The organism is Pseudomonas weihenstephanensis (assembly GCF_001043055.1).
Lineage (GTDB): Bacteria > Pseudomonadota > Gammaproteobacteria > Pseudomonadales > Pseudomonadaceae > Aquipseudomonas > Aquipseudomonas weihenstephanensis.
Window position 1 is genome coordinate 21,327 of sequence record NZ_JYLF01000013.1, and the last position, 26,020, is coordinate 47,346.

Genomic DNA, 26,020 nt, shown 5'->3' on the forward strand with positions numbered 1-26,020 from the left:
ACCCGGCCGAGGCCGGGTTTTTGCACCTTTATACCTGCGCTTTATTCAGCGGCGGGTGCTTCTGGCTTACGGCGCTTGAGCGGCGCCATGCCGTCTTTGCTGACCAATGACAGAGCATCGGTCTTAGGACGGTTAGCGATTTTGCGCTTGGTCGGTGCCTTGGCGCCTGACTTCTTCTTCACGCCTTTGGCGTCAGTCTTTTTCTTCTTCACGCCAACCGCTTTGCCCGAAGCCTTGACGTTTTTCGGTCCGCCGTAGGTGCCTTTGACTTCCTTGATGGTGCGACGCTCGAAGCTTTGCTTCAAGTAACGCTCAACGCTGGACATCAGGTTCCAGTCGCCGTGGCAGATCAACGAGATCGCCAAACCTTCGTTGCCGGCACGGCCGGTACGGCCGATACGGTGTACGTATTCGTCGCCGCTGCGTGGCATGTCGAAGTTGATCACCAAGTCCAGGCCTTCAACGTCCAGGCCACGGGCTGCCACGTCAGTGGCCACCAGAATCTTGACCCCGCCTTGCTTGAGGCGGTCGATGGCCAGTTTGCGGTCCTTCTGGTCTTTCTCACCGTGCAAGACAAACGCTTTGTAGTCCTGAGCCACCAGACGGCCGTAGATACGGTCAGCCATGGCGCGGGTGTTGGTGAAAACAATGGCTTTTTGATACGTCTCGTTGGCCAGCAACCAGTTAACAATCTGCTCTTTGTGCTGATTATGGTCGGCGGTGATGATTTGCTGACGCGTGGTGGCGTTCAGCTGGCTGACCTGATTGAGCTGCAAGTGTTCGGCGTTGTCCAGCACTTTGCCGACCATTTCACGCAGCCCCGAACCACCGGTGGTGGCCGAAAACAGCATGGTCTGCTGACGGTTCTGGCACTCGTCGACCAGACGCTGCACGTCCTCGGCGAAGCCCATGTCGAGCATCCGGTCAGCTTCGTCGAGTACCAGCACTTCAACTTCTTTCAAGTCCAGGTTGCCGGCGTTCAGTTGCTCCAGCAGACGGCCCGGCGTACCGATCAGGATATCCGGCACCTTGCGCAGCATGGCAGCCTGGACCTTGAAGTCTTCACCGCCGGTGATCAAACCGGACTTGATGAACGTAAACTGCGAAAAACGCTCCACTTCCTTGAGCGTTTGCTGTGCCAGCTCGCGGGTAGGCAGCAGGATCAGCGCTTTGATGCTGACGCGGATTTTGGCCGGGCCAATCAGGCGGTTCAGAATGGGCAAGACGAAAGCAGCGGTTTTGCCACTCCCGGTCTGAGCTGTCACCCGCAGGTCACGCCCTTGGAGCGCGAGCGGAATGGCCGCTGCTTGCACAGGCGTAGGCTCGACAAATTTAAGCTCGGCCACAGCTTTAAGCAGGCGTTCGTGCAGGGCGAAATCGGAAAACACGGGTGCTACCTCGAAGAAATGCAAAAAATCAGCGGCATAGAGTAAACGTTTCGAGCGCTCAGGCCGAGTGACTTTGCATGAACGGCGTGAAAGAAATGAATTTTTACGCTCTTTAGTCCCGCATCAGCCCATTGAACACCTGTAAATGCTCTAATCCCCGAGCCATTTACTTCTGGGGTAACGTTTTCGCTTATGGATATTCAACAACTCTGGGTTCAATTCCAGACGCTTTGGGCCCACCTCGACGAGCACCCTTGGCTATCTGCGCTACTGGGCCTGATCGTATTGGTGGGCATCGCGCTGATCGCGGGCCACGTTGCACGCATCATCGTTTTGCGCGTGACCAAGATGTTGGGCCGCCAACCGGCGCTGCACTGGATCAACGATTTACGCGAACACAAGGTGTTCCATCGTCTGGCGCAATTGACGCCTTCGTTGATGGTGCAATTTGGGCGCAACCTGGTGCCGGACATGAGCGACAACGGTCGCCACTTCCTCGGCAACCTGGCGCTGGCGATTACGATTTTCGTCCTGACGCGGGTGATCAGCGCGTTGCTGGACGCCATGCTCGACATCTACTCGCGCACCAATTACGCCAAAACCCGGCCGATCAAAGGCTACGTACAGCTAACCAAAATGCTGCTGTATGTGTTTTCGGCCATCATCATCGTCGCCACCTTGATCGACCGCTCACCCATGCTGCTGCTCTCGGGTCTGGGCGCGATGTCGGCGGTTATTTTGTTGGTCTACAAAGACACCTTGCTGTCGTTCGTGGCCAGCGTGCAATTGACCAGTAACGACCTGCTGCGTGTAGGGGACTGGATCGAAATGCCGCAGGTGGGCGCCGATGGCGATGTCATCGACATCACCCTGCACACGGTCAAGGTACAGAACTTCGACAAGACCATCGTCTCGATTCCGACCTGGCGCCTGATGTCCGAGTCGTTCAAAAACTGGCGCGGCATGCAGCAGTCCGGTGGACGCCGAATCAAGCGCAGCCTGTTTATCGATGCCGCTGAAATCGGCTTTTTAACGGATGAGCAAGAACAGCGCCTGGAGCAAGTGCGCTTGCTCAGGGATTATCTGACGCGCAAAAAGGCCGAGCTGAAAAGCTGGAACGAGGCCCAGGGCAACGTCGCCGCCATGTCCGCCAACCGTCGACGCATGACCAACATCGGTACTTTCCGCGCCTATGCGCTGGCCTACCTGAAAAGCCATGCTGAGATTCAGCCGAACATGACCTGCATGGTGCGTCAGATGCAAACCACCGCCCAAGGCGTGCCGCTGGAAGTGTACTGCTTCACCCGCACCACGGTGTGGGATGAGTACGAGCAGATCCAGGGCGATATTTTTGACTATTTGCTGTCAGTGATGCCTGAGTTCGGCCTGAGCGTGTATCAACAGCCAAGCGGCAATGATTTGCGCAACGGCTTGTTGAATAAGCTTCAAACTCCGCTAGTGATTGCGCCAGCGGCAAACGCTGACGATTGAGAAGCTGAATGCCAGGGTCTTGGAGCGCATGCGTGCAAGACCCTGACATCCACCGGCATTACGCCTGTTTGAACTGCTGATCGCCCGTCAATTTAAATAACAGGTCAATGCCCTGCGGCCACTTGCCATAGCCACGCTCACCATTGATATGCCCTGCATTGGGTAGATGCACCAAGGTGCTGCCCCAGGCATCACTGAACATTTTGGCGCGCTCGACGCTGACATAAGGGTCGTCAGTGCTTGCCACGGTGATCGATTCAAACGGCAGTAAATTCAGTGGCATCGGTGTAAAACCGTGAGTGCCGCCGGGATAACTGTCGGCTTCGGTATCACTGGGCGCGACCAACAAAGCCCCTCGCACCATCTTTTGTGCAATGTCTGGATACTCATGCGCCCAGCGGGCGATCAAGGTACACGCCAGGCTGTGGGCCACCAACGCGACAGGTCGCTCGCTGGCAGTGACCTTTTCATGCAAGCGTTGCACCCAGTCTGCACAGGTCGGCGTCTGCCAATCGGTCTGTTTAACGCGTTTGAACCCGCTAAAACGCTGCTCCCACTGCGATTGCCAATGATCGGGATCTGAATCAAAAAGCCCCGGCAATATCAACACTCTGACGGTCATCCCTGCTCTCCTGTGGATGCTGGATAGGTCCCAAGACCTTAGCTCGTCACGGGCTTGCGGTCGAGGCGACTGATCCAAACAGCGAGCAGAATCACCAGCCCGCCCAAAAACAAACGGCCCAACGGTTCATGCTGGTTCCAGATCAGCAGGTTCAGCAGCAAGCCGACCGGCACGTGCAGGTTGTTCATCACCGCCAGCGTGCCGCCACTGACCAGGCACGCGCCTTTGTTCCACCAGTACATGCCGAGTGCCGTTGAGACCAGCCCCAAAAATACCAGCACCCCCCACTGCAACGGTGCGTCCGGTAAAAAGTGCGCTTTGCCAAACAGCAAAAATGCAGGCAACACCACGGCCAGCGCGCCCAGATAGAAATAACCAAAACGCCGGTAATGCGGCAGATCGCTGGGGTAACGCGCCACCAGATGCTTGTACATCACCTGGCCGGCAGCGTAGGTAAAGTTGGCCAATTGCAGCAACAGGAAGCCTTTAAAGAAGTCCGGGCTGATGCTGTCAAAACGAATCACCGCTGCCCCGCTGACAGCCACCAGTGCCGCCACCAACGCCCACGGATTGAAGCGCCGATTGAGCGCATCCTCAATCAACGTCACGTGCAGCGGCGTCAAAATGGTGAACAGCAATACTTCTGGCACCGTGAGCACGCGAAAGCTCAGATAAAGGCACACGTAAGTGATGCCGAACTGCAAAGCACCGATCAGCAACATGCCGCGCATAAAACCGGGTTCGACCTTGCGCCAGCGCGTCAACGGGATAAACACCAGACCCGCCAGCACCACCCGTACCAGCACCGCAAAGTAACTGTCGACGTGGCCTGCCAGATACTCGCCAATCAGGCTGAAGGAAAACGCCTGTATCAGCGTGACAATCAACAAATAACCCATAAATGTTTCGCCTGCTGCCCAACGGAATGTGCGCGACCTTAGCGGTTTTCGTTGTGCAACGAAATGCCGGGCAAAAAAAACCCGATCTGGCACAGAGGCTGATCGGGTTGGAGCACTCAGGAGCAAAGTGCAAAGGGAGGTTCGATGCGCGAACCGCATGCTTGAAGGAGCAATGAAACGATTAAGCCTGTCGCCGATTATCTGTCGATTAACAACTCATGCCACTTGTGAAAGCCGGGACTTGGCTTGGTTCAATCCTTTTTCCTGAAAGTCACCGCCCAGGTTCATACCCTCGGCGTGGATAAACGTCACATCGTGAATACCGATAAACGCCATCACCTGACGCAAATACGGTTCTTGATGGTCCGCGGTGCTACCCGCATAGATACCGCCACGGGCGGTCAGCACGTAAGCTTTCTTGCCGATGAGCAAACCTTGCGGCCCGGTTTCGGTGTATTTGAAGGTCACCCCGGCGCGCAGCACGTGGTCCAGCCAGGCTTTGAGCGTGCTGGGAATGGCGAAGTTGTACATCGGCGCGGCCATCACCAGCACATCCGCCGCCAGCAATTCATCGGTCAATTCGTTTGAACGCTGCAAGGACGTTTGCTCTGCCTCGCTGCGTTGATCTTCAGGTTTCATCCAGCCGCCCAGCAAATGAGCATCCAGATGCGGCACCGGATTGAGCGCCACATCGCGCACCGTCATCTGGTCCTCAGGATGAGCGGCTTGCCATTGGCTGATGAACTGGCGGGTCAATTGACGGGAAAACGAATCGTGTTGGCGGGCGCTGCTTTCAATGATCAGGACACGGGACATGAGAGGTAGGCTCCATCTTTAAATGCTGTAAGGCGATGGAGTGAAGACTAAACAGCATTGGTTCGATGAAAAAGCGCAAATACCTGCTACAACCTATCTATTAAGTTGTTTATTAAAACACCTGCTGATGCGACTATTTGGCCCGTTTCTCGTCGCCGCGCCTAACACCTGACGCAGCCTTCGGTAGCGACTGCGCATTAACCCAATCATCTTTGAGGCATTCATCGTGAAAGCGCCCCGCGTGACCCTTGATCAATGGCGCACCCTGCAAGCGGTGGTCGACCACGGCGGCTTTGCCCAGGCCGCCGAGGTGCTGCACCGCTCGCAATCGTCCGTCAGTTATACCGTGGCCCGCATGCAGGATCAGCTCGGGGTGCCACTGCTGCGCATCGACGGCCGCAAAGCGGTGCTCACCGAAGCGGGCGGCGTATTGCTGCGCCGCTCGCGGCAGCTGGTCAAACAAGCCAGCCAGCTCGAAGACCTGGCCCACCACATGGAGCAAGGCTGGGAAGCGGAAGTTCGCCTGGTAGTGGACGCTGCCTACCCCAACGCACGGCTGGTACGCGCGCTGACCGCATTTATGCCGCAAAGCCGTGGCTGTCGGGTGCGCCTGCGTGAAGAAGTGCTGTCCGGCGTCGAGGAGGTCCTGCTCGAAGGGGTCGCTGACCTGGCCATCAGCAGCTTCAATATTCCAGGCTATCTGGGCACTGAGTTGAGTGCGGTAGAGTTTGTCGCCGTGGCTCACCCGGACCATCCGCTGCACCGTCTGCAACGTGAACTGCAATTTCAGGACCTTGAAAGCCAGCTGCAAGTGGTGATCCGCGATTCGGGGCGCCAGCAACCACGGGACATGGGCTGGCTGGGCGCCGAACAACGCTGGACCGTTGGCAGCTTGGCCACCGCTGCCGCCTTTGTCGGTAGCGGCCTGGGTTTTGCCTGGCTGCCCCGACACATGATTGAACGCGAAATACACGAAGGCGTGCTCAAGCCTTTGCCGCTCCATCAGGGCGGTAACCGCCACCCGGTGTTTTTCCTGTACAGCAACAAGGACAAACCGCTGGGGCCTGCCACCCAAATACTTGTCGAGTTGTTACGCACCTTTGATACAGCGCCGCTGGACGCAGCGTTTGCTGCGCCACTGCAAGCGTGAACAGCGGTGGGCAGGAACCGGATTCGCGCATATCCTGTCCAACGATCGCTACACCTCGCCCCATTGCCTGCGTGACATAGACCCGTCACCCCACTTTTCAGGATTACTGAACCATGCTTAAAAAGATTGCCCTCGCCGCTGGTGCCCTGCTGTTTGCTGCCAACCTGATGGCTGCCACGCCTGCACCGACCAAGGCGCCGCATGTACTGCTGAACACCAGCTTCGGGGAAATTGAAATCGAACTGGACCCGGTAAAAGCACCGATCAGCAGCAAGAACTTTCTGGAATACGTCGACAGCGGTTTCTACACCAACACCATTTTCCACCGGGTAATCCCGGGCTTCATGGTGCAAGGTGGCGGTTTCACGGCTCAAATGACACAAAAAGACACCAAAGACCCGATCAAAAACGAAGCCAGCAACGGCCTGCATAACGTGCGTGGCTCCTTGTCGATGGCCCGTACCAGCAACCCGAACTCTGCCACTAGCCAATTTTTCATCAACGTGGCTGACAACGCCTTCCTTGATCCGGGCCGTGATGCCGGTTACGCCGTGTTCGCCAAAGTGGTGAAAGGCATGGACGTTGTCGATCAAATCGTTAACTCGCAGACCACCACCAAGCAAGGCATGCAAAATGTGCCGATTGACCCGGTTCTGATCAAGTCCGCCAAACGCGTGGACTGATGGATTGAGTCTTGCAGGGAGCGCTGACCGGTAAAAACTACGCCATCGGGTGCTACCGGCCACACCACTAAAGGAGAGCCCGCACAGCGGGCGTCAGTGACCATGCTCTACCGTCGTTTCGAACAACTGATCGATATTTTCCGCAAGCCTCCCACCGATGCACCGCCCTCCACCGTGTGGGCGTTTTACCTCTATTACCTGCGTCAGGTATGGCCGATTTTTGCCGCGCTGCTCGTGGTGGGGCTGGTCGCAGCCCTGGTCGAAGTCGCGCTGTTCAGCTACCTGAGCACCTTGATCGACCTGGCCCAGGGCACGCCCAGCACTGACTTTTTCAGCCTCCACAAGGGTGAACTGATCTGGATGGCCGTCGTGGCCTTGATCATTCGCCCGGTGTTCTTTGGCCTGCATGATTTATTGGTGCATCAGACCCTCAGCCCGAGCATGACCAGCCTGATCCGCTGGCAGAATCACAACTATGTGCTCAAGCAAAGCCTGAACTTCTTCCAGAACGATTTTGCCGGGCGCATTGCGCAACGCATCATGCAAACCGGCAACTCGTTACGCGACTCAGCGGTGCAAGCGGTGGACGCGCTATGGCACGTGTTGATCTATGCCATCAGCTCGCTGGTGCTGTTCGCCGAAGCCGACTGGCGCCTCATGCTCCCGCTGCTGACCTGGATCGTGCTTTATATCGGTGCACTGTATTACTTCGTCCCCAAGGTCAAGGAACGCTCGGTGGTGTCCTCCGAAGCGCGCTCTAAACTGATGGGCCGCATCGTCGACGGCTACACCAACATCACCACCCTCAAGTTGTTTGCCCACACTCACTTTGAGCAACAGTACGCCCGCGAAGCCATCATCGAACAAACCGAAAAAACCCGACTGGCCAGCCGTGTCGTCACCAGCATGGACGTCACCATCACCAGCATGAACGGCCTGTTGATTGTCAGCACCAGCGGCCTGGCCCTGTGGCTGTGGAGCCAATCGTTGATCAGCGTGGGAGCCATTGCGCTGGCCACGGGCCTGGTGATCCGCATCGTCAACATGTCCGGCTGGATCATGTGGGTGGTCAACGGCATCTTCGAAAACATCGGCATGGTCCAAGACGGGCTGCAAACCATTGCCCAGCCTGTGGCGGTGACTGACCGCGAAAATGCCCCGCGCCTGAACGTGACCCGGGGCCAGGTGCGCTTCGAACACGTGGACTTCCACTACGGCAAGCGCAGCGGCATCATCAGCGACCTGAACCTGGTGATCAAACCGGGCGAAAAAATCGGTTTGATCGGCCCCTCAGGCGCCGGCAAATCGACACTGGTCAACCTGCTGCTACGCCTGTACGACCTCCAAGGCGGGCGCATCCTGATTGACGGTCAGAATATTGCCGAAGTGACGCAAGAAAGCCTGCGCGAGCAAATCGGCATGATTACCCAGGACACCTCGCTGCTGCACCGTTCGATTCGCGACAACTTGCTGTACGGCAAACCGGATGCCACCGACGAACAATTATGGGCTGCCGTGCATAAAGCCCGCGCCGACGAATTCATCCCGCTGCTGTCCGACGCTCAAGGCCGAACCGGCTTTGATGCCCATGTGGGTGAGCGCGGGGTCAAATTGTCGGGTGGCCAGCGCCAGCGCATTGCCATCGCCCGCGTGCTGCTCAAGAACGCGCCGATTCTGATCATGGACGAAGCCACTTCGGCATTGGACTCTGAAGTGGAAGCAGCGATTCAAGAGAGCCTTGAAACCCTGATGCAGGGCAAAACCGTGATCGCCATCGCTCACCGCCTGTCGACCATCGCGCGCATGGACCGCTTGGTGGTGCTGGAAAAAGGTCAGATCGCCGAAAGCGGCACGCATGCCGAACTGCTCGCCCAGGGCGGTTTGTATGCACGCCTCTGGCAACACCAAACGGGTGGATTTGTCGGGATCGATTAAGCCAGAACAATAGCCTGCCGAACTGGCAGGCTATTCCTACAACGTGAGTCGGCCGATTATCAGCCCCCCCTCCCCGCGTTGAGTCGAGCGAACACTACAGTGAAGTACAGACGCGAACTGCTCGCGTCTTCACTGACGTATCCAATGGACTGAACTCATGAACCGACTCTGCATTTTTTTAATCACGCTCACGCTTGGTTTGCCATTCGCTACATTTGCCCACGCGGCAGAGGCTCACCAAGGCGATGCAACGCAGCTGCAACCCACCAAAGTCAAAAAAAACCGGCTGCCGGGCAATGGCCCTTACGTGTACATAAATTGCGTAGCCATGACCCCGGACGGGCCCCTCCCCGCGCTGCCTTTTCGCTCGACCTACTCAACGGCTGCCGAATTAATGGCCAACCGAAGGGATCTGTCGCAATGTGAAAAACGAAATGACGCACCTGCCTGATTTGAGGGTGTGCACGGCTCAGCCTTGCCGATAGGGCAAGGCTGAGCGGGCTTCCTGGGCATATGCCAACACACCTTCCCGCTCACGCCGTAAAAAATCACTGACTGCCGCTTTCAATCCCGCGTGGCGCAGGTAATGCCATGAATGGGTAATCACCGGTTCAAAGCCGCGAATCAACTTGTGCTCGCCCTGTGCTCCCGCATCAAAGCGCTGAATACCCTGTGCGATGGCGTAATCCATGCCCTGGTAGAAACACGTTTCAAAGTGCAACCGGTCGAACTCAGCCAGGCAGCCCCAGTAACGCCCGTACAAACTGTCGCCCCCCACCAGGCTGAAGGCCATCGCCACCGGCTGGTTGGCTTGCTTGGCCATCACCACACGAATGGCCGCTGGCATGCGCTCGGCCAGCAGACTGAAAAACGCGCGGGTCAAATACGGGGTGCGTCGGCGTATGGCGTAGGTATTGGCATAGCAGGCGTAGACGAAGCCCCACTGTGCTTCGCTGACCTGATGGCCTTCGAGCCATTCAAACTCAAACCCCTGCCCCGCCACTTGCTCACGCTCTTTGCGCATCTGCTTGCGTTTACGCGAGCTGAGCGTATCGAGAAAGTCCTGAAAGTCGCGGTACTCACGATTTTGCCAATGAAACTGGCAGCCCAGCCGCTGTAACCAGCCCGGTTGCTGTGCCAACGCGTTATCGGCCAACGGGTCGGTGAAGTTGATGTGCGCACTGGACAACCCCTCGACCTCCAGATAACCGGGCAATGCCGCCAGCAGCGCGAACCCGTCTTCGGCGCGAGCCGCCAGCAAGCGCGGGCCACTGACCGGGCTAAACGGTACGGCCGTCAAAAGCTTGGGGTAGTAGTCAATGCCCGCACGCTCGCAAGCATCCGCCCACTCGTGATCAAACACGTATTCGCCATAAGAGTGCCATTTGCGATAACTGGGCAACGCCGCTTGCAGCTGCCCATTTTCGTAATGCAGCAAATGCTCGGGCTGCCAACCTGAATGCGGCCCAAGGCTGGCGCTGTCTTCCAGGGCACTGAGAAAGGCATGACGCAGAAACGGTTGCGAGGCAGGCACCAGCGCATCCCATTCCTGAGCGCTAATAGCCGACAGGCTGTCCAGACGATGTAACGGCATTGAAAAACCTCAGCACGCGGCGTAAGGCCGCGATGGTACCACCCCGCCAGCGACGATGACGCTGTCACAGACTTGCTATCACTTTGCCACTTTTCTGTCATATCCAGCCGCGATACTGACGCCGCTTCTTAGATCGCGGGGTTATGAGTGGTCATCGGCCCACACGCCGAAAGTCCACCCGCACCGCTTCAATTCAGAGCCCATAAAGGGCCGTTTTTCCTGGGGTGGCTAGGGCCATCTCACCACTGGGAGATTCATATGCGTCTTGTATCTACACGGGTTGCGGCGGGACTGTGTGGCGGCTTGGCTATAGCCATGAGCATTCCGGCCAGCGCCGGGGTCGATGCCAAACTGCTGGAAATGCTCAAGGCCAACGGCTCCATTTCGCCAGCTCAATACGCTGAATTGCAAACCGAACTCACCAGTGAAAAACAGGCCCAGCAAGAAGCTGCCGCCAATCAGGTGAAGAAGTCTGATCTGAGCGCCTTCGAACAAAAAGTGGCCTGGGCGGCCAAAACTGAATTCAAGGGCGACGTACGCGTGCGTCAGGAAACAGTCAAAATCGATGGCGAATCTGACGGCAAAAACAAGGACCGTCAGCGCATTCGTGCTCGTTTGGGTGCCTACACCGAGATCAACCCGCAAGTGAACACCGGTATTCGTATTGCCACGGGCGGCGGCGACGATGCGCGCTCCACCAACCAGGACCTGGACAACTACTTCGACAAGAAGCAGCTGTGGCTGGATCAGGCCTACATCGACTACCACCCCACGGCGATTAATAACCTGCACCTGATTGGCGGCAAGATGCCACAACCGTGGGTCAGCACCGGCGATGTGATCTGGGACAGCGACATCAACCCCGAAGGTCTGGCCGCCACCTACAAACACAACCTGGGCAACAGCGGCGTCGAGATGTTCGGTAGCGCGGGTTATTACACCCTCAAGGACAACGTCGACGGCGAAGGCGTGCAATTTCGCAATGACCTGAGCATGTACGCCGGCCAGTTGGGTGCACGTTTCGCGCCGACCGACAGCTTGAAAGTGACGCTGGGCGGCAGTGTTTACGGCTACAAAAACGACGAAGACAGCAAGTGCCCCACCACCGGCACCAAAACCACCCCGTGTGCACTGGCGGTCAACGGCAACAGCACCGACGAGTTCCGTCTGTACGAAGGCTTTGGCCAGGTCGATATTGCCAACCTGCCGTTGCCACTGTCGCTGTATGGCCAATACGTGCATAACGCCGAGACCGACAGCGATCAGGACGATGCGTGGCTGGTGGGCTTCAAAAGCAAGTACAACGCCTTCAGCCTGGACTACAACTACCGCGATATTCAGCGTAACGCCGTGGTCGGTGCCTTCACTGACTCTGACTTCGCGAACGGCACTACCGGTTCTCGCGGCCACAAGGTCAAACTGGGCTACGAGATCGACAAGAACTTCGGGGTTGGCGTGACGTACTTCCTGACCAAAGCCGACTACGCCACCACCACCCAGAAAGATGCCAACACCAATACCTTGCAACTGGACGTTGAAGCCAAGTTCTAACGGCACCTGGGCTTAAGAGAATGCGTCGTCGATCCCCACATCCGTCGACGACGTTTTTTCTTTTAGCTTTCACTCGAGCGCGAGCGCTCACGCATCATGCGCTCAACCGTACTGTCCAGGTCGGCCGGTGGCGTCTCGGGCAGCTTTTTCAACGTCGCCCCCAGCAAGCGCATGTGTTTGATGAACCGACGGCAGTTGGGACAAAACAACAAGTGATGACGCACCAACAACCGTTCACGAAACGTCAACTGACCATCCAGATAATCGCTTGAGCGGGCTACTTGCTGTTTGCAGGTCAACATTCACCGGTTTCCTCGAAATGCTCCACGGTCGCGAAGACTTTAAGTCGGGCTCTGTGCACGAGCACCCGAACATTAGAGAGCGATATCTCCAGAAGATTACAAATCTGCTCCAGCTCCAGCCCTTGACGCTCACGCAACACCAGCACGCTGCTTTGCAGCTGCGGCAAGCTCAACAATGTGTGCTCCAGGCAGTCACGCAATTCGTCTTCGGTGAGCAGGGCTTCAGGTGTGTCCTGATGCCAGGCGAAAGGCGCCAGCAACCAATGGCCATCACTGGAGAAGCGCTCATCATCGATCGTGCCGTGGGGCGATGGCAGGTCGTCGAGCAGCACTTCGCGGCGATTTTGTTTATAGCGGTTTTTCGCACAGTTGGCCGTGATGGTCAGCAGCCAGGTTTTCAGGCTTGAGCGGCCCTCAAACCCGGCCAGGTTGCGCACCACCGACAACCACGCATCTTGCACGGCTTCATCGGCGTGCCGATTGCCGACAATCGCGTACGCCACGGCACGCATCGGGCTTTGATAGGTACTGACCAGCTCGCGAAAGGCCCGCTCATCACCGGCCAGCAAGCGGGTTAATAATTGAGTGTCTGCCATTGGGTCTCACAGCGGTTGAAGTGGCGGGCGCAGGCGACGAACCTGAAGCTCGCAGCCTGCGCCCGTGACGACACCATCAAGGGATCAACGCTTGCGCAAAATCACGCTACCAATGGAGTAGCCTGCGCCGAATGAACTGAGGATCGCCAGTGCACCGCTTGGCAAGTCGTCCTGATAAGTGTGGAACGCGATGACTGAACCCGCCGAGCTGGTGTTGGCGTAGGTGTCGAGAATCACCGGGGCTTCTTCAACCGACGCTTCGCGACCCAACAGGCGCTTGACGATCAGGTGGTTCATGCTCAGGTTGGCCTGGTGCAGCCAGAAGCGCTTCACATCCGCTACGTTCAGTTGGTTTTCTTCAAGGTGCTGACCGATCAACTCGGCCACCATCGGGCACACCTCACGGAATACTTTGCGCCCCTCCTGTACGAACAGTCGGTCCGGGCTGTCCGCCGGCTCGTCTGAGGCACGGTTAAGAAAGCCAAAGTTGTTACGGATGCTGTTGGAGAACGTGGTCAGCAGCTTGGTGCTGACAATATCGAACTGATGCGCGGAGGTCGCCAGGTCGGCACGCTCGACGATCACGGCGGTCGCCGCATCACCAAAGATAAAGTGGCTGTCACGGTCACGGAAATTCAAGTGGCCGGTGCACACTTCCGGGCTTACCAGCAGCACGGCCCGGGCCTGACCCAGTTGCACGCTGTTGCTGGCGGTCTGAAGGCCAAAAGTGGCCGATGAACAGGCCACGTTCATGTCAAAGCCGAAACCCTGGATGCCCAGCGCCTGTTGCACTTCAATAGCAATGGCCGGGTATGGGCGCTGCAAGTTGGAGCAGGCGACGATGACGCCGTCGATATCGGCAGCGGTTTTACCCGCACGTTCCAGCGCCTGTCGGGCGGCGCCGACAGCCATTTCGCACAACACAGACATCTCGTCATTGGAGCGCTCTGGCAAATGCGGGCGCATGCGTTGCGGATCAAGAATGCCGTCCTTGTTCATCACAAAGCGGCTTTTGATACCGGAAGCTTTTTCGATAAAAGCGGCGCTGGACTCGGCCAGAGGCTCGATCTCGCCGGCCTCGATGGCGCCAGCGTTCTCGGCATTGAACTGTTGCACATAGGTATTGAAAGACTGCACCAGCTCTTCGTTGGAGATGCTGTTGGCCGGGGTGTACAGGCCGGTGCCGCTGATGACGACGTTATGCACGGTCGTTCCTCTGTTCTGATCAAGCAGAAAATACTGGCACCTTAGTGCCAAGTCATAAAAAGACTTACCCCAGCACATGAGGGGTAAATGCCTTGGATCAAATTTGTGTCTGGACTTTATAGCCGCGAAGTTTGCCATAAAAGGCAACATTTGGCGTTATGCGAGCAACAAAGCCCCTCACCCTGGCCCTCTCCCGAAGGGAGAGGGGACTGATTGCGCGCGCTTTCAATAACACTGCCAATCAGCCCCTCTTCTACAAAAGCGGACCGTTTGCACAAACCTTAACCCCCCACAATTTAGTCCCCATCTACAAAAGTGGGGCGTTTGCACAAACCTTCAAAACACCGCAATTTAGCCCCCTCTCCCTCCGGGAGAGGGTTGGGGTGAGGGTCAGGCCTCCACTCCACTCCATTGCTTGCTCAAGCGCTTGTCAGAAATCGGCACTTTGGTGCCCAACTGCTGACCGAACAACGACACGCGGTACTCCTCCAGCCACCAGCGATACAGCTCCAGTTGCGGGTCGCGCTTGCCTTCCTGGGCATGCTTGGAGGCGCGCGCCTGGTACTGCGCCCATAACCCACTCAATTCAACGCTCCACACCCGGTCTTTCTGCACCTGACCCGGCAGTTTTTCCAGTCGTAACTCAATCGCCTTCAAATACCGCGGCAACTCCTTGAGCCACACCGCCGGCGTCTCGCGCACAAAGCCTGGGTACACCAAGTGGCTCAGTTGCTGCTTGATGTCATTCAAGGCCACTGCTTGCGCCAGATCAATCTTGCCCTTGAAGCGCTTTTGCAGGCCGTGCCACAGCTTGAGAATGTCCAGCGTCAGTTTGGCCAGTTTCTCGGCGTGCTCAGTCCAGCCTGCGCGTTTGCGCTCGGCCAACGAAGCCAGCCCGGCGCCATCGCGCGGCAACACCGCCTCGCCTTCAAGGATGCAGCTGTCGAGACTGGCCAGCAGAATGTCTTCTACCAGGCTTTCGACCCGGCCCAGCTCGCGGTACAGCAACCCCAACTCGGTCAGCCCCGGCAACTTGCCGCGCAGGAACTTGGCCGGCTCGGCCAGTTGCTGCATCAGCAAACGTTGTAAAGCGCGGCGGTGCTGATATTCGGCCTCAGCCGGCGTCGAAAAGCGCCCTTCCTTGACCGTGTTGCCCTCTTCCACCAACGCCGGGTACACCGTCATCGACAGCCCGGCGATCTTTTGTTGGGTTTTCTCGGCCACCGGGGCAAATACTTTGGCTTCAACCGGCTGCTGGTTTTTGGCCGTTTGCGGCACTGCCAGCGCCGCCTGACTGGCCTGCGCAAAGCGTGCCGTCAGTTCAGCCAGATCACGGCCTTCTCCGAGGAATTTGCCATCAGCGTCCACCACTTCGATGTTCATCTTCAGGTGGTTTTCGACTTGCTGCGCGGCCTCTGTCCACGCCTCGTCACTGACCCGCGCACCGGTCATGCGCAACAATTCGCGGCCCAAGGTTTGCGGCAACGAACCCTGCGCAAACGCCATCCGCTCCAGAGCGGCTTTGACGAAGTCCGGCACCGGGACAAAGTTTTTGCGCAACGCTTTGGGCAAACTGCGCACCAAGGCGATGCACTTGGCCTCGATCATGCCGGGCACCAGCCATTCCAGACGCTCCGGCGGTAACACCGGAAGCAACGGCGCGGGCACTTTGACGGTCACGCCATCGCGCGGGTGATTGGGTTCAAAGTGATAGCTCAACGCCAGGGTCAAATCCCCCAGATGCAAGGTGTCAGGGTAATGCCGGGCAGTGATTTCGGTGGCTTCGCGGGCCAGCACGTCTTCTTCGCGCATGATCAGCAGTTGCGGGTCTTTCTGGCTGTTGACCCGGTACCAGCTGTCAAACGTTGCGGTCTGATGAATCTCGGCCGGTAAGCGCGCATCGTAAAACGCATACAGGGTTTCTTCGTCTGCCAGGATGTCCCGACGACGGGCCTTGGCCTCCAGTTCGTCGAGTTGCTCCAGCAGTTGAGCGTTGGCGGTCAGGCACTTGGCTCGCGACAGAATCTCGCCGCGCACCAACCCTTCGCGGATGAACAACTCGCGTGACATCACCGGGTCGATCGGCCCGTAATGCACGGCACGGCGCCCGACCACAATCAGCCCGAACAAGGTGATTTGCTCGTAAGCCACCACTTGCCCGCGCTTTTTCTCCCAATGCGGCTCGAAGAAGTTCTTTTTCACCAGATGCCCCGCCAGCGGCTCGATCCAGTCCGGCTCGATCTTGGCCACCATGCGCGCATAGAGTTTGGTGGTTTCTACCAGCTCGGCGGTCATCAGCCATTGCGGGCGCTTTTTGCCCAGCCCGGATGAGGGGTGAATCCAGAACCTGCGCTGGCGCGCGCCCAGATAATCACCGTCTTCGGTCTTTTGTCCGATCTGACTGAGCAAGCCGGACAACACCGCTTTGTGCAGCTTCGGATAATCTGCCGGCTCTTTATTGACCGTCAGTTGCAGGTCGCGGCAGATCAGGCTCAGCTGACGATGGGAATCACGCCATTCGCGCAGGCGCAGGTAGTTCAAGAAGTTCTTGCGGCACCAGTTGCGCAGCGGGCTGGCGGTCAGTGCCTGACGCTGCTCTTCAAAGCCGCGCCATACGTTGATCAGCGCAGCGAAGTCCGAGTCCACGTCTTTCCATTGCGCATGGGCCTGATCGGCCGCTTGCTGGCGCTCGGGTGGACGTTCACGCGGGTCTTGCACCGACATCGCACTGGCCACGATCAACACTTCCTGCAAGCTGCCCAGTTTGGCCGCTTCGAGCAACATGCGGCCCATGCGCGGGTCAACCGGCAAGCGCGCCAGTTGTCGGCCCAACGGGGTCAGCTGGTTCTCGCGGTTAACCGCCGACAGCTCTTGCAACAGATTGAAACCATCGGTGATGGCCTTGCCGTCCGGTGGCTCGATGAACGGGAACGCGGTGATCTCGCCCAGCCGCAAATGCAGCATTTGCAGGATCACGGCCGCCAGGTTGGTGCGCAGAATCTCGGGGTCGGTAAATTCGGGCCGTGCGTTGAAGTCTTCTTCGGCGTACAAGCGCACGCAAATACCCGGCTCAACCCGGCCGCAACGACCTTTACGCTGATTGGCGCTGGCCTGTGAAATGGCTTCGATCGGCAGGCGCTGCACTTTGGCGCGATAGCTGTAACGACTGATACGCGCCGTGCCGCTGTCGATCACATAGCGGATACCCGGCACCGTGAGCGAGGTTTCCGCAACGTTGGTTGCCAGCACCACGCGCCGCCCAGGGTGCGACTGAAAAATTCGCTGCTGCTCGGCCGGGGACAGTCGCGCATATAAAGGCAGGATTTCGGTGTGCTTGAGTTGTGCCTTGCGCAGCATGTCGGCGGCATCGCGGATCTCACGCTCACCGGGCAAAAACACCAGTACATCGCCAGGGCTTTTGCGCTCATGGTGTTCGTGCGCGGCAATCTCATCCAGCGTGGCAATGATCGCCTGATCGACGCTCAAGTCTTCTTCGACACTGTTACCCTCCTCGTCCTGCTCGCTGGTCAGCGGGCGGTACCAGGTGTCTACCGGGTACGTACGGCCCGAGACCTCGACAATCGGCGCATCGTTGAAATGCTTGGAGAAGCGCTCAAGGTCGATGGTGGCCGAGGTGATGATGACTTTCAGGTCGGGGCGACGCGGCAGCAGGATTTTCAGATAACCCAGCAAAAAGTCGATGTTCAGACTGCGTTCGTGTGCTTCGTCGACGATGATCGTGTCGTAGCGTTCCAGGTAACGGTCGTGCTGGGTTTCGGCCAGCAAAATACCGTCGGTCATCAGCTTGACCAAGGTATTGGAATCGCTTTGATCCTCGAACCGCACTTGATAGCCGACCAGTGCGCCCAGCGGTGTACCCAACTCTTCTGCTACGCGGCTGGCCACGCTGCGCGCTGCAATGCGCCGCGGCTGTGTGTGACCAATCAGGCCATGCTGACCACGACCGATTTCGAGGCAGATTTTCGGCAACTGAGTGGTTTTACCCGAACCGGTCTCACCCGCCAGAATCAGCACCTGATGCTTGAGCAGCGCGGCCTTGATCTCATCGCGCTTGGCGGCAATGGGCAAGTTTTCGTCATAGCGAATCAGCGGCACACTGGCGGCCCGCGCCGTCACCTGCGCGCACGACGCCTCAACCCGCGCCACCCAGGCCGCCAGCTTGGCGTCGTCCGGTTTTTTGCGCAGCTCATGCAACTGCCGACGCAGCTTATGGCGGTCGGCAATCATGGCGTGATCGAGGTGTTTCAGCAGCGTGTCGATAGCAGGCGATTCGTCAGTCATCAGGTGCGCAAAAGTCTTGGTAAAGGCAGGGGGCGGATTGTCGCAGATTTGGGGGCTGTTGCACGAATCTGTGGCCACTCGGCCGTTGATGAGGCGCAATCGATAGATGACCGGGTGCAAGATCACGATCACTCATCGGCTCTAATACGGCATTTGAGCGGCAGACGGGGTTTCATTTTTAATCGACATTCACTCACACCTCACTCATTGAGAGCACAACGATATAACAGGTGTGAAGCTCGAAAAGCTCAAGACCTAAATATTCAACACTGACTAACCTCGGCGCCGATAAGGAAACACATCAATCACCTTGCCCTCGGCAATAGCCGCTTGCAGGCTTTTCCAGTAATCGGCGTCGTAGATTTCACCGTGCAGCTCGTCGAACAGGCGGCGCTGGCTGGCGTCGGCAAACAGGAAGGGCGGGAATTCTTCCGGGAACACGTCCAGCGGGCCAATCGAGTACCACGGTTCGCTGGCCATCTCGTCTTCCGGGGTGCGCGGCTGCGGGATGTGGCGAAAGTTGGCTTCGGTCAAAAAGCAGATTTCGTCGTAGTCGTAGAACACCACGCGGCCGTGGCGGGTGACGCCGAAGTTTTTCAACAGCATGTCACCGGGAAAAATATTGGCCGCGGCCAGTTGCTTGATCGCCAGCCCATAGTCATCAAGGGCTTCACGCGTTTGCGCCGCACTGGCGTTTTCCAGGTAGAGGTTGAGCGGGGTCATGCGCCGCTCGGTCCAGCAGTGACGAATCAGTACGCTGTCGCCGTCGAGCACCACGGTTGAAGGCGCAACCGCCAGCAGTTCGGCTAGGCACTCAGGTTCGAACTTGCTCAGCGGAAAGCGAAAATCGGCGAACTCCTGGGTATCGGCCATACGCCCGACCCGGTCGACACTTTTCACCAGCCGGTATTTCTCAATCACCGTGGCCCGGCTGACATTTTTCGACGGCGAAAAGCGGTCTTTGATCAGTTTGAATACCGTATTGAAGCCCGGCAGGGTGAATACGGTCATGACCATGCCGCGCACACCGGGGGCCATGACAAAGCGGTCATCGGTGGTGGCCAGGTGATTGATCAGGGCACGGTAGAACTCGGATTTACCGTGTTTGTAAAAACCGATCGAGGTGTAAAGTTCGGCAATGTGCTTACCGGGCAGGATGCGTTTGAGAAAGCCGATAAACTCCGCAGGCACCGGCACATCGACCATGAAGTAGGAGCGGGTAAACGAGAAAATGATCGACACCTGTGCCTCGTCGGTGATCAAGGCATCAATCTGAATGCCCTGGCCTTCGCGGTGCAAAAACGGGATCACCAGCGGCCACTGCTCATCGTGGGTGTACAGCCGCCCCACCAGGTACGCGCCCTTGTTGCGATACAACACCGAACCAAACAACTCGATGGCCAGTTCCGGGTCTTTGCACACCCAGTCGGGCAGGCTGTCGCGCAGTTCGGCTTCCAGTCGTCGCAGGTCACCCGGCAAGTCGGCGTAGGCCTCCCTGAAGGCGTAGTCGGTAAAGATCTGCGCGAGGGTGTCGCTTAATTGCCCGGCCGGGCGATAGATACGGGTTTGCGCGGCCCGCGCCTGGCGCAAGGCCGGGCGCGTGGTGTGAATGAACATGCAGTCATCGCTGATCAGGTCATGACTGAACAGGCTGCAAAAGGTCGAGTTGTACCAGGTCTCGGCCAACTCATCGTCAAAACGCAGGTCAATCAGGCGGATGTAAGCGCCTTTAACGAGCGGCCAATGGCGGGCCTCAAACAGGCCTTGCCCGGCATACGTCGACTGCAACCGCTGGCTGACTTCACTGACCTTTTGTTCGTAGAGGTTGATGCGCGCCGCTGAGGCCGCCTGCGCGTCTTGCCACAACGCGCCTTCAAAACGGGTGCGCGCACCGTCGGTGATCCGAAGGAAGTGTTCCCGATAGTCGTCAAAACCTTCCAGAATCATCTTTGCAATGGCAGCAGCAGGCCAGGACTGGGGCATGGGTGAACCTCGGTACGCACAGCGTTGATTATGTTGTTATGCGCCTGAGCTTAGTGGCCAATTGTAACCAGACGCAACCATTGCCTTGCGCGCTGCATCCCCTACACTGCCCCGCTCAAACCTTGTAAGGAAACAACCGTGAGACTTGTCGATATCGCGCGCATGCTGTCGCTGGCAGGCATTTGGGGCGCCAGCTTTTTGTTTATGCGGATCATCGCGCCGGTCCTCGGCTCCATCCCTACGGCGTTCTTTCGTGTCTCCATCGCAGCGACGGGGCTGCTGGTGATACTGGCGTTGATGCGGGTCCGCTGGAACTTCGGCGGCAAGTTCAAGGTGGTATTGATCCTGGGGGTGATTAACTCCGGGATACCGGCCACGCTCTACTCGGTGGCCGCTCAAGTATTGCCGGCGGGTTATTCGGCCATTTTCAATGCCACCACACCGCTGATGGGTGTGTTGATTGGCGGGCTGTTTTTTAGCGAAAAACTCACCCTGACCAAAATGGCCGGGGTGTTTCTGGGCTTGCTCGGGGTCGGGGTGCTGACCCGTGCGGGGCCGGTGGCGTTTGATATGGATTTGCTGATGGGTGCCCTCGCCTGCTTGCTGGCCACCACGTGCTACGGCTTCGCAGGCTTTTTGGCGCGTCGCTGGCTGGATCAGCAAGGCGGGCTTGATCCGCGTCTTTCTGCGCTGGGCAGCATGCTCGGCGCTACGCTGTTCCTGCTACCGCTGTTTGGCATCAGCCTGATCAACCAACCACCCGCCAGTTGGGGCGGTATCAGTGTGTGGCTCTCGCTGCTGGGGCTTGGCCTGTTGTGCACAGCTTTTGCCTACATTCTGTACTTCCGTTTACTGACCAGCATTGGCCCGGTCAAATCCATGACCGTGACCTTTATGATCCCGCCGTTTGGCGTGTTATGGGGCGCATTGTTTCTGGATGAGCCGTTGTCGATGGCGCACATTTATGGCGGCGTACTGATTGCCCTGGCGTTATGGCTGGTGCTCAAGCCAGGGGCCATCGCCAAAGCCTGATGCAAGGCGCGAGCACGCTCGCGCCTTGTCACTTATGGGCGGGATTTACGGAACACGAACATCAAACCGATGATGATCATGGCCATGCCCAGCAGGCTCAACGCTGCCAGCTTATTGCCGAAAATCATGTAATCCATGACTGCTGTCACCGCAGGCACCAGGTAAAACAGGCTGGTGACATTGACCAGATTGCCCCGGGCAATCATCCGGTACAGCAGCAAGGTCGCCAGCACGGAGACCACCAACCCCATCCATAACACCGGTACGACAAAGCCTGCGCTGTGTTCAAAATGAAACGGTTGAAACGGCACAAACACGGCGCACACCAGCAACCCGGCGGCATATTGCAAGGGCAAAGTGCCCAGCGGGTTGTCAGTGATGCGTTTTTGCATCAGCGTGCCCACGGTCATGCTCAGCAATGCCAGCACGGCAAAGAGCATGCCTTGCCACGACATACCCGCCAGCCCCAGCCCCTGATACACCACCAGCACCAACCCCGCCAAGCCCATAAACAGCCCCAGCAGACGGCTCCAGGAGTGACGCCGCTCCATGATCACGGCAGTCAGTATCGGTTGCACGCCCATCACCGTGGCCATCACCCCCGGGGTGACATTAAGGTCCAGCGCCAACAGGTAAAAAATCTGATAGGCGCCGAGCAGCACCGCGCCTGTGGCCAAGGCATACCGCACGGCCTGCGCACTACGAGGCTGTTTGATTTTCAGTAAGGGGATCAGCAGCCCCAATGCCAGCAGCGCGATGGCAAAACGAATCAGCAGAAAGGCAAACGGCGACGCGTGGGCCAAGCCCCATTTAGAGAAGATCGCGCCGCTGCTCCACAGCAACACAAACAGGCTCGTGGAGGCCGCTGCAAAGGCAGATTCTTTAGAGATCGAAAACATGAGTCACACCTGTCATCAGGCAAAAAAAGCCAACTCAGCCAAAGCTGAAGTTCATGGGTTTTTCAGACGGGTACGGCCAGCTGAACGCTCGGTTCAGCCCGCCACCACACCCGGTGGCGATACGACGACGTACACCACAGTGCGGCTGACAGGAGGAGGGTAGTGACTGATCTGCTCAGGCTGTTTGCTCGCGCACGGCACTGCCCCAGCAGACACTGCTGAGTCGACAACGCGGTGGGAAAGGAAAACCGGCATGGGCTGATCTTTTTCAAGAAGGATATCGAGCGCCGACTATAACCAGCGCCCGATACAAATTGCAACGACTTAGCCGAACAACCAACGCCACAACAACACCAGCACAATCACCGCCAGTACCGGGCGCATGATGCGGTACAGCTTGGGATTGCGGCGCTTCCACTGCTTGACCACGCCACTGAAGCGGTCGCTGAAGGTTTTGCTCCACGCATAGGCTTTGTTGATACCGCCCACGCGTTCGTCGTCCAGGTTTTGCGGCGCAGTGGCTTTACCCAATTGCGCGCTGACCCAGCGGTTGATCGAGGTCATGAGGCGGCTGGTCAGCGGGCGCTCAACGTCACAGAACAGGATCACGCGGGTGACGTCGGTTTCGTTCTTCACCCAATGCACATAGGTTTCGTCAAACATCACGTCTTCACCATCGCGCCAGGCGTACTCTTCACCGTCGACAAAAATGCGGCAGGCATCGGAGTTCGGTGTCGACAGGCCCAAGTGGTAACGCAAGGAACCGGCAAACGGGTCACGGTGCGGGTTGAGGTGGCTGCCACCCGGCAACAGGGCGAACATCGCGCCTTTGACGTTGGGGATGCTGTTGACCAGTTCTACCGTTTTAGGGCAAAGCAATTCGGCCGATGGCAGCGGTTTGTCGTACCACTTGAGGTAAAAACGCTTCCAGCCTTTTTTGAAGAAGGAACCGAAACCGGCATCGTTGTTCTTCTCGGCGGCGCGAATATAACCCTCGTCGAACAAGTGCATGGCTTCTTCACGGATGGCTTGCCAGTTGTCTTTGAGCACATCCAGCTCAGGGAACTTGCTGCGGTCCAGGTAAGGCTTGGACGGCACGCCCGAAAACAGGTACATCAGCGCGTTGTACGGCGCAAAGAATGCGGAGTGGTTGACGAACTGACGCAGCACCGGCAAGCGCGCTTTGCCGCGCAAATGCACGTAAAGGATGCTGGCGACAAACAGCAGTATCAGCCCTGCCTTGATGGCGAAGGATAAGGTCATGCAACAACTCCTCGAAAAAACCGTGCGGCACCGATGGCCCGATGTGGCAGCCGCGCATGATAAACACTACCGGCGCCGGACAAAACCCGCGTGATCCAACATTCAGCATTAAGGATTACGTAACAACGTATTAATTAGCATAAGCCGGGGTGTAAACGCTTGATATGGGTCAGGCAACCTCCCTGGTCGCTGCGAAGGGCTGCCAAGCAAGCCGTGCATGGGATGGCTTCACAGGTCCCTTCGCAGCCTTCGACAGCGATGACGAGATAACGCCAGGTTTACTGCTCCAGTTCCTGCTCGCTGAACACGTCGCTGAACAGAAAGCTCGACAGGTAGCGCTCGCCCGAGTCCGGCAATATCACGACGATGGTTTTGCCTTGCATCTCCGGAGTTTCGGCCAGACGCACCGCCGCCGCCATCGCTGCGCCGCACGAGATCCCACACAGAATGCCTTCTTCGTGCATCAAGCGCAGGGCCATTGCTTTGGATTCGTCATCGCTGACCAGCTCGACTTTATCGACGATAGACAAGTCGAGGTTTTTGGGCACAAAACCGGCGCCAATGCCCTGGATTTTGTGCGGTGCGGGCTTGATCTCTTCACCCGCCAAGGCTTGCGTGATCACCGGCGAGGTCATGGGTTCGACCGCCACCGACAGCAGTGGCTGGCCCAAGGTGTGCTTGATATAGCGCGAAATGCCAGTAATGGTGCCGCCCGTGCCCACACCTGAGACCAGCACATCGACGCGGCCATCGGTGTCATTCCAGATTTCCGGACCGGTGGTTTTCTCGTGGATGGCGGGGTTGGCCGGATTTTCAAACTGTTGCGGCATAAAGTAGCGCTCAGGATCGCTGGCCTGAATGTCGGCCGCTTTGTCGATGGCGCCTTTCATGCCCTTGGCAGGTTCGGTGAGCACCAGCTCCGCGCCGAGTGCCTTGAGCACTTTGCGCCGTTCCAGGCTCATGGACGAGGGCATGGTCAGCGTCAGCTTATAGCCGCGTGCAGCCGCGACAAAGGCCAGGCCAATGCCGGTATTGCCCGACGTTGGCTCGATGATGGTCATGCCCGGCTTGAGCACACCACGGCTTTCGGCGTCCCAGATCATGTTGGCGCCGATCCGGCATTTGACCGAATACCCTGGGTTACGCCCCTCGATCTTGGCCAGAATGGTCACGCCGCGCGGTGCAATGCTGTTGATCTGCACCAGAGGCGTGTTACCGATGGACTGCGCGTTATCTGCAAAAATGCGGCTCATGACGGGTCCTTTATGCACGTTTTGGGAAAGGCTCCAAGGGTAGGCTCCGTGTTCGTATGCGTCCAGTCATGGCGTGACGCCCCATTCAGAGACTGAATGGGGCGTCTGCGTTCACGCAGCGCGGGTGTCGCGCTATAGTCGGCCCTACTTTTTTAGTCGCCCGCCCTGCCCTGCTCAGGTCGGGGTTCTGGTTTGAGGAATGACACATGAAGTTTGAAGGTACCCGCGCCTACGTGGCCACTGACGACCTGAAACTGGCGGTCAACGCGGCAATCACCCTGGAGCGCCCGCTGCTGGTCAAGGGCGAACCCGGCACTGGCAAAACCATGTTGGCCGAGCAACTGGCCGAATCTTTTGGCTGCAAGCTGATCACCTGGCACATCAAGTCCACCACCAAGGCCCATCAGGGTTTGTACGAGTACGACGCGGTCAGCCGCCTGCGCGACTCGCAGCTGGGTGTCGACAAGGTGCACGATGTGCGCAATTACCTGAAGAAAGGCAAGTTGTGGGAGGCTTTCGAAGCCGAAGAACGGGTCATTTTGCTGATCGACGAAATCGACAAAGCCGACATCGAGTTCCCCAACGACTTGCTGCAAGAACTCGACAAGATGGAGTTCTACGTTTACGAGACGGACGAAACGATCAAGGCAAAAGTGCGCCCGATCATCATCATTACGTCAAACAACGAAAAGGAGCTGCCGGACGCCTTCCTGCGTCGTTGCTTCTTCCATTACATCAGCTTCCCGGACCGTAACACCTTGCAAAAAATTGTCGACGTGCACTTTCCTGAAATCAAGAAAGAGTTGGTCAGCGAAGCGCTGGACGTGTTCTTCGATGTGCGCAAGGTGCCGGGACTGAAGAAGAAGCCGTCGACCTCCGAGCTGGTTGACTGGCTCAAACTGCTGATGGCCGACAACATTGGCGAAGCCGTGCTGCGCGAGCGCGACCCCACCAAGGCCATCCCGCCATTGGCCGGTGCGCTGGTTAAAAATGAGCAAGACGTGCAATTGCTTGAGCGCCTGGCGTTCATGAGCCGTCGTGGCAATCGCTGATTT

The 26,020-nt window shown here is 57.8% G+C and carries 20 protein-coding genes; 7 read left to right on the forward strand and 13 right to left on the reverse strand.

The window, feature by feature from the left end; translation table 11 throughout:
* Window positions 1-41: 41 nt before the first annotated feature.
* Window positions 42-1,388 (reverse strand): DEAD/DEAH box helicase, encoded by a 1,347-nt coding sequence (locus TU86_RS21465; RefSeq protein ID WP_048366339.1) that lies wholly within the window; start codon window positions 1,386-1,388, stop codon window positions 42-44.
* A gap of 192 nt (window positions 1,389-1,580) precedes the next feature.
* Between TU86_RS21465 and TU86_RS21470 the strand changes: the two genes are divergently transcribed.
* The gene (locus TU86_RS21470) at window positions 1,581-2,879 is read left to right on the forward strand and encodes a mechanosensitive ion channel family protein (RefSeq protein WP_048366340.1); all 1,299 of its coding nucleotides are present in this window, start codon (window positions 1,581-1,583) and stop codon (window positions 2,877-2,879) included.
* Between the two features lie 58 nt (window positions 2,880-2,937).
* Here TU86_RS21470 and TU86_RS21475 read toward each other — a convergent pair whose 3' ends face one another.
* The 3 genes from TU86_RS21475 to TU86_RS21485 form a co-directional block, all read right to left on the reverse strand.
* A complete protein-coding gene (locus TU86_RS21475) occupies window positions 2,938-3,501 on the reverse strand; it encodes an RBBP9/YdeN family alpha/beta hydrolase (RefSeq protein WP_048366341.1) in 564 nt (187 codons plus the stop codon).
* 38 nt (window positions 3,502-3,539) lie between these two features.
* Window positions 3,540-4,400 (reverse strand): carboxylate/amino acid/amine transporter, encoded by an 861-nt coding sequence (locus TU86_RS21480; RefSeq protein WP_048366342.1) that lies wholly within the window; start codon window positions 4,398-4,400, stop codon window positions 3,540-3,542.
* 216 nt (window positions 4,401-4,616) lie between these two features.
* Window positions 4,617-5,216, reverse strand: coding sequence for an FMN-dependent NADH-azoreductase (locus tag TU86_RS21485; protein WP_048366343.1), 600 nt, complete (start codon window positions 5,214-5,216; stop codon window positions 4,617-4,619).
* A 226-nt stretch (window positions 5,217-5,442) separates the two neighbouring features.
* On the opposite strand from TU86_RS21485, the gene TU86_RS21490 reads away from it, so the two are divergent.
* From TU86_RS21490 to TU86_RS21500, 3 genes are all read left to right on the forward strand, one after another.
* Window positions 5,443-6,366, forward strand: coding sequence for a PA3225 family LysR-type transcriptional regulator (locus tag TU86_RS21490; RefSeq protein WP_048366344.1), 924 nt, complete (start codon window positions 5,443-5,445; stop codon window positions 6,364-6,366).
* A gap of 113 nt (window positions 6,367-6,479) precedes the next feature.
* Window positions 6,480-7,049 carry a peptidylprolyl isomerase gene (locus tag TU86_RS21495; protein WP_048366345.1) on the forward strand — a complete coding sequence of 190 codons (570 nt, stop codon included), beginning with the start codon at window positions 6,480-6,482 and terminating at the stop codon, window positions 7,047-7,049.
* Window positions 7,050-7,151: 102 nt separating this feature from the next.
* Window positions 7,152-8,984: an ABC transporter ATP-binding protein gene (locus TU86_RS21500; RefSeq protein ID WP_048366346.1), complete on the forward strand. Its 1,833-nt coding sequence runs from the start codon at window positions 7,152-7,154 to the stop codon at window positions 8,982-8,984.
* A 469-nt stretch (window positions 8,985-9,453) separates the two neighbouring features.
* Here the strand turns inward: TU86_RS21500 and TU86_RS21510 are convergent, their stop codons facing one another.
* The gene (locus TU86_RS21510; protein WP_048366348.1) at window positions 9,454-10,578 is read right to left on the reverse strand and encodes a GNAT family N-acetyltransferase; all 1,125 of its coding nucleotides are present in this window, start codon (window positions 10,576-10,578) and stop codon (window positions 9,454-9,456) included.
* Between the two features lie 258 nt (window positions 10,579-10,836).
* On the opposite strand from TU86_RS21510, the gene TU86_RS21515 reads away from it, so the two are divergent.
* Entirely contained in the window at window positions 10,837-12,129 is a 1,293-nt protein-coding gene (locus tag TU86_RS21515) for a putative porin (protein WP_048366349.1), read from the forward strand.
* 62 nt (window positions 12,130-12,191) lie between these two features.
* Here the strand turns inward: TU86_RS21515 and TU86_RS21520 are convergent, their stop codons facing one another.
* From TU86_RS21520 to aceK, 5 genes are all read right to left on the reverse strand, one after another.
* Window positions 12,192-12,431: an anti-sigma factor family protein gene (locus tag TU86_RS21520; RefSeq protein WP_048366350.1), complete on the reverse strand. Its 240-nt coding sequence runs from the start codon at window positions 12,429-12,431 to the stop codon at window positions 12,192-12,194.
* On the reverse strand, window positions 12,425-13,027 hold the full coding sequence (locus tag TU86_RS21525) for an RNA polymerase sigma factor (protein ID WP_048366351.1): 603 nt from the start codon (window positions 13,025-13,027) through the stop codon (window positions 12,425-12,427). Before TU86_RS21525 ends, TU86_RS21520 begins: the two co-directional genes overlap by 7 nt.
* An 84-nt stretch (window positions 13,028-13,111) precedes the next feature.
* On the reverse strand, window positions 13,112-14,233 hold the full coding sequence (locus tag TU86_RS21530) for a beta-ketoacyl-ACP synthase III (RefSeq protein ID WP_048366352.1): 1,122 nt from the start codon (window positions 14,231-14,233) through the stop codon (window positions 13,112-13,114).
* Window positions 14,234-14,623: 390 nt separating this feature from the next.
* On the reverse strand, window positions 14,624-18,535 hold the full coding sequence (gene hrpA, locus TU86_RS21535) for an ATP-dependent RNA helicase HrpA (RefSeq protein ID WP_048366391.1): 3,912 nt from the start codon (window positions 18,533-18,535) through the stop codon (window positions 14,624-14,626).
* A gap of 273 nt (window positions 18,536-18,808) precedes the next feature.
* Window positions 18,809-20,518 (reverse strand): bifunctional isocitrate dehydrogenase kinase/phosphatase, encoded by a 1,710-nt coding sequence (gene aceK / locus TU86_RS21540; protein WP_048366353.1) that lies wholly within the window; start codon window positions 20,516-20,518, stop codon window positions 18,809-18,811.
* A 138-nt stretch (window positions 20,519-20,656) separates the two neighbouring features.
* Here aceK and TU86_RS21545 point away from each other — a divergent pair, with 138 nt between their 5' ends.
* On the forward strand, window positions 20,657-21,550 hold the full coding sequence (locus TU86_RS21545; protein WP_048366354.1) for a DMT family transporter: 894 nt from the start codon (window positions 20,657-20,659) through the stop codon (window positions 21,548-21,550).
* 32 nt (window positions 21,551-21,582) lie between these two features.
* Here the strand turns inward: TU86_RS21545 and TU86_RS21550 are convergent, their stop codons facing one another.
* The 3 genes from TU86_RS21550 to cysK form a co-directional block, all read right to left on the reverse strand.
* Window positions 21,583-22,449 (reverse strand): DMT family transporter, encoded by an 867-nt coding sequence (locus tag TU86_RS21550; RefSeq protein WP_048366355.1) that lies wholly within the window; start codon window positions 22,447-22,449, stop codon window positions 21,583-21,585.
* Between the two features lie 324 nt (window positions 22,450-22,773).
* Entirely contained in the window at window positions 22,774-23,712 is a 939-nt protein-coding gene (locus TU86_RS21555) for an aspartyl/asparaginyl beta-hydroxylase domain-containing protein (RefSeq protein WP_048366356.1), read from the reverse strand.
* 278 nt (window positions 23,713-23,990) lie between these two features.
* A complete protein-coding gene (gene cysK, locus TU86_RS21560; RefSeq protein WP_048366357.1) occupies window positions 23,991-24,965 on the reverse strand; it encodes a cysteine synthase A in 975 nt (324 codons plus the stop codon).
* Window positions 24,966-25,171: 206 nt separating this feature from the next.
* Between cysK and TU86_RS21565 the strand changes: the two genes are divergently transcribed.
* Window positions 25,172-26,017: an AAA family ATPase gene (locus TU86_RS21565; protein WP_048366358.1), complete on the forward strand. Its 846-nt coding sequence runs from the start codon at window positions 25,172-25,174 to the stop codon at window positions 26,015-26,017.
* Window positions 26,018-26,020: the final 3 nt, after the last annotated feature.

What these genes read in the sequence shown, in the direction of transcription:
- TU86_RS21510 (WP_048366348.1), bottom strand. Translation starts at nt 10,578, where the DNA reads ATGCCGTTACATCGTCTGGACAGCCTGTCGGCTATTAGCGCTCAGGAA.
- TU86_RS21485 (WP_048366343.1), bottom strand. Translation starts at nt 5,216, where the DNA reads ATGTCCCGTGTCCTGATCATTGAAAGCAGCGCCCGCCAACACGATTCG.
- aceK (WP_048366353.1), bottom strand. Translation starts at nt 20,518, where the DNA reads ATGCCCCAGTCCTGGCCTGCTGCTGCCATTGCAAAGATGATTCTGGAA.
- TU86_RS21480 (WP_048366342.1), bottom strand. Translation starts at nt 4,400, where the DNA reads ATGGGTTATTTGTTGATTGTCACGCTGATACAGGCGTTTTCCTTCAGC.
- TU86_RS21550 (WP_048366355.1), bottom strand. Translation starts at nt 22,449, where the DNA reads ATGTTTTCGATCTCTAAAGAATCTGCCTTTGCAGCGGCCTCCACGAGC.
- TU86_RS21515 (WP_048366349.1), top strand. Translation starts at nt 10,837, where the DNA reads ATGCGTCTTGTATCTACACGGGTTGCGGCGGGACTGTGTGGCGGCTTG.
- TU86_RS21500 (WP_048366346.1), top strand. Translation starts at nt 7,152, where the DNA reads ATGCTCTACCGTCGTTTCGAACAACTGATCGATATTTTCCGCAAGCCT.
- TU86_RS21470 (WP_048366340.1), top strand. Translation starts at nt 1,581, where the DNA reads ATGGATATTCAACAACTCTGGGTTCAATTCCAGACGCTTTGGGCCCAC.
- TU86_RS21565 (WP_048366358.1), top strand. Translation starts at nt 25,172, where the DNA reads ATGAAGTTTGAAGGTACCCGCGCCTACGTGGCCACTGACGACCTGAAA.
- cysK (WP_048366357.1), bottom strand. Translation starts at nt 24,965, where the DNA reads ATGAGCCGCATTTTTGCAGATAACGCGCAGTCCATCGGTAACACGCCT.
- TU86_RS21555 (WP_048366356.1), bottom strand. Translation starts at nt 23,712, where the DNA reads ATGACCTTATCCTTCGCCATCAAGGCAGGGCTGATACTGCTGTTTGTC.
- hrpA (WP_048366391.1), bottom strand. Translation starts at nt 18,535, where the DNA reads ATGACTGACGAATCGCCTGCTATCGACACGCTGCTGAAACACCTCGAT.
- TU86_RS21495 (WP_048366345.1), top strand. Translation starts at nt 6,480, where the DNA reads ATGCTTAAAAAGATTGCCCTCGCCGCTGGTGCCCTGCTGTTTGCTGCC.
- TU86_RS21525 (WP_048366351.1), bottom strand. Translation starts at nt 13,027, where the DNA reads ATGGCAGACACTCAATTATTAACCCGCTTGCTGGCCGGTGATGAGCGG.
- TU86_RS21475 (WP_048366341.1), bottom strand. Translation starts at nt 3,501, where the DNA reads ATGACCGTCAGAGTGTTGATATTGCCGGGGCTTTTTGATTCAGATCCC.
- TU86_RS21520 (WP_048366350.1), bottom strand. Translation starts at nt 12,431, where the DNA reads ATGTTGACCTGCAAACAGCAAGTAGCCCGCTCAAGCGATTATCTGGAT.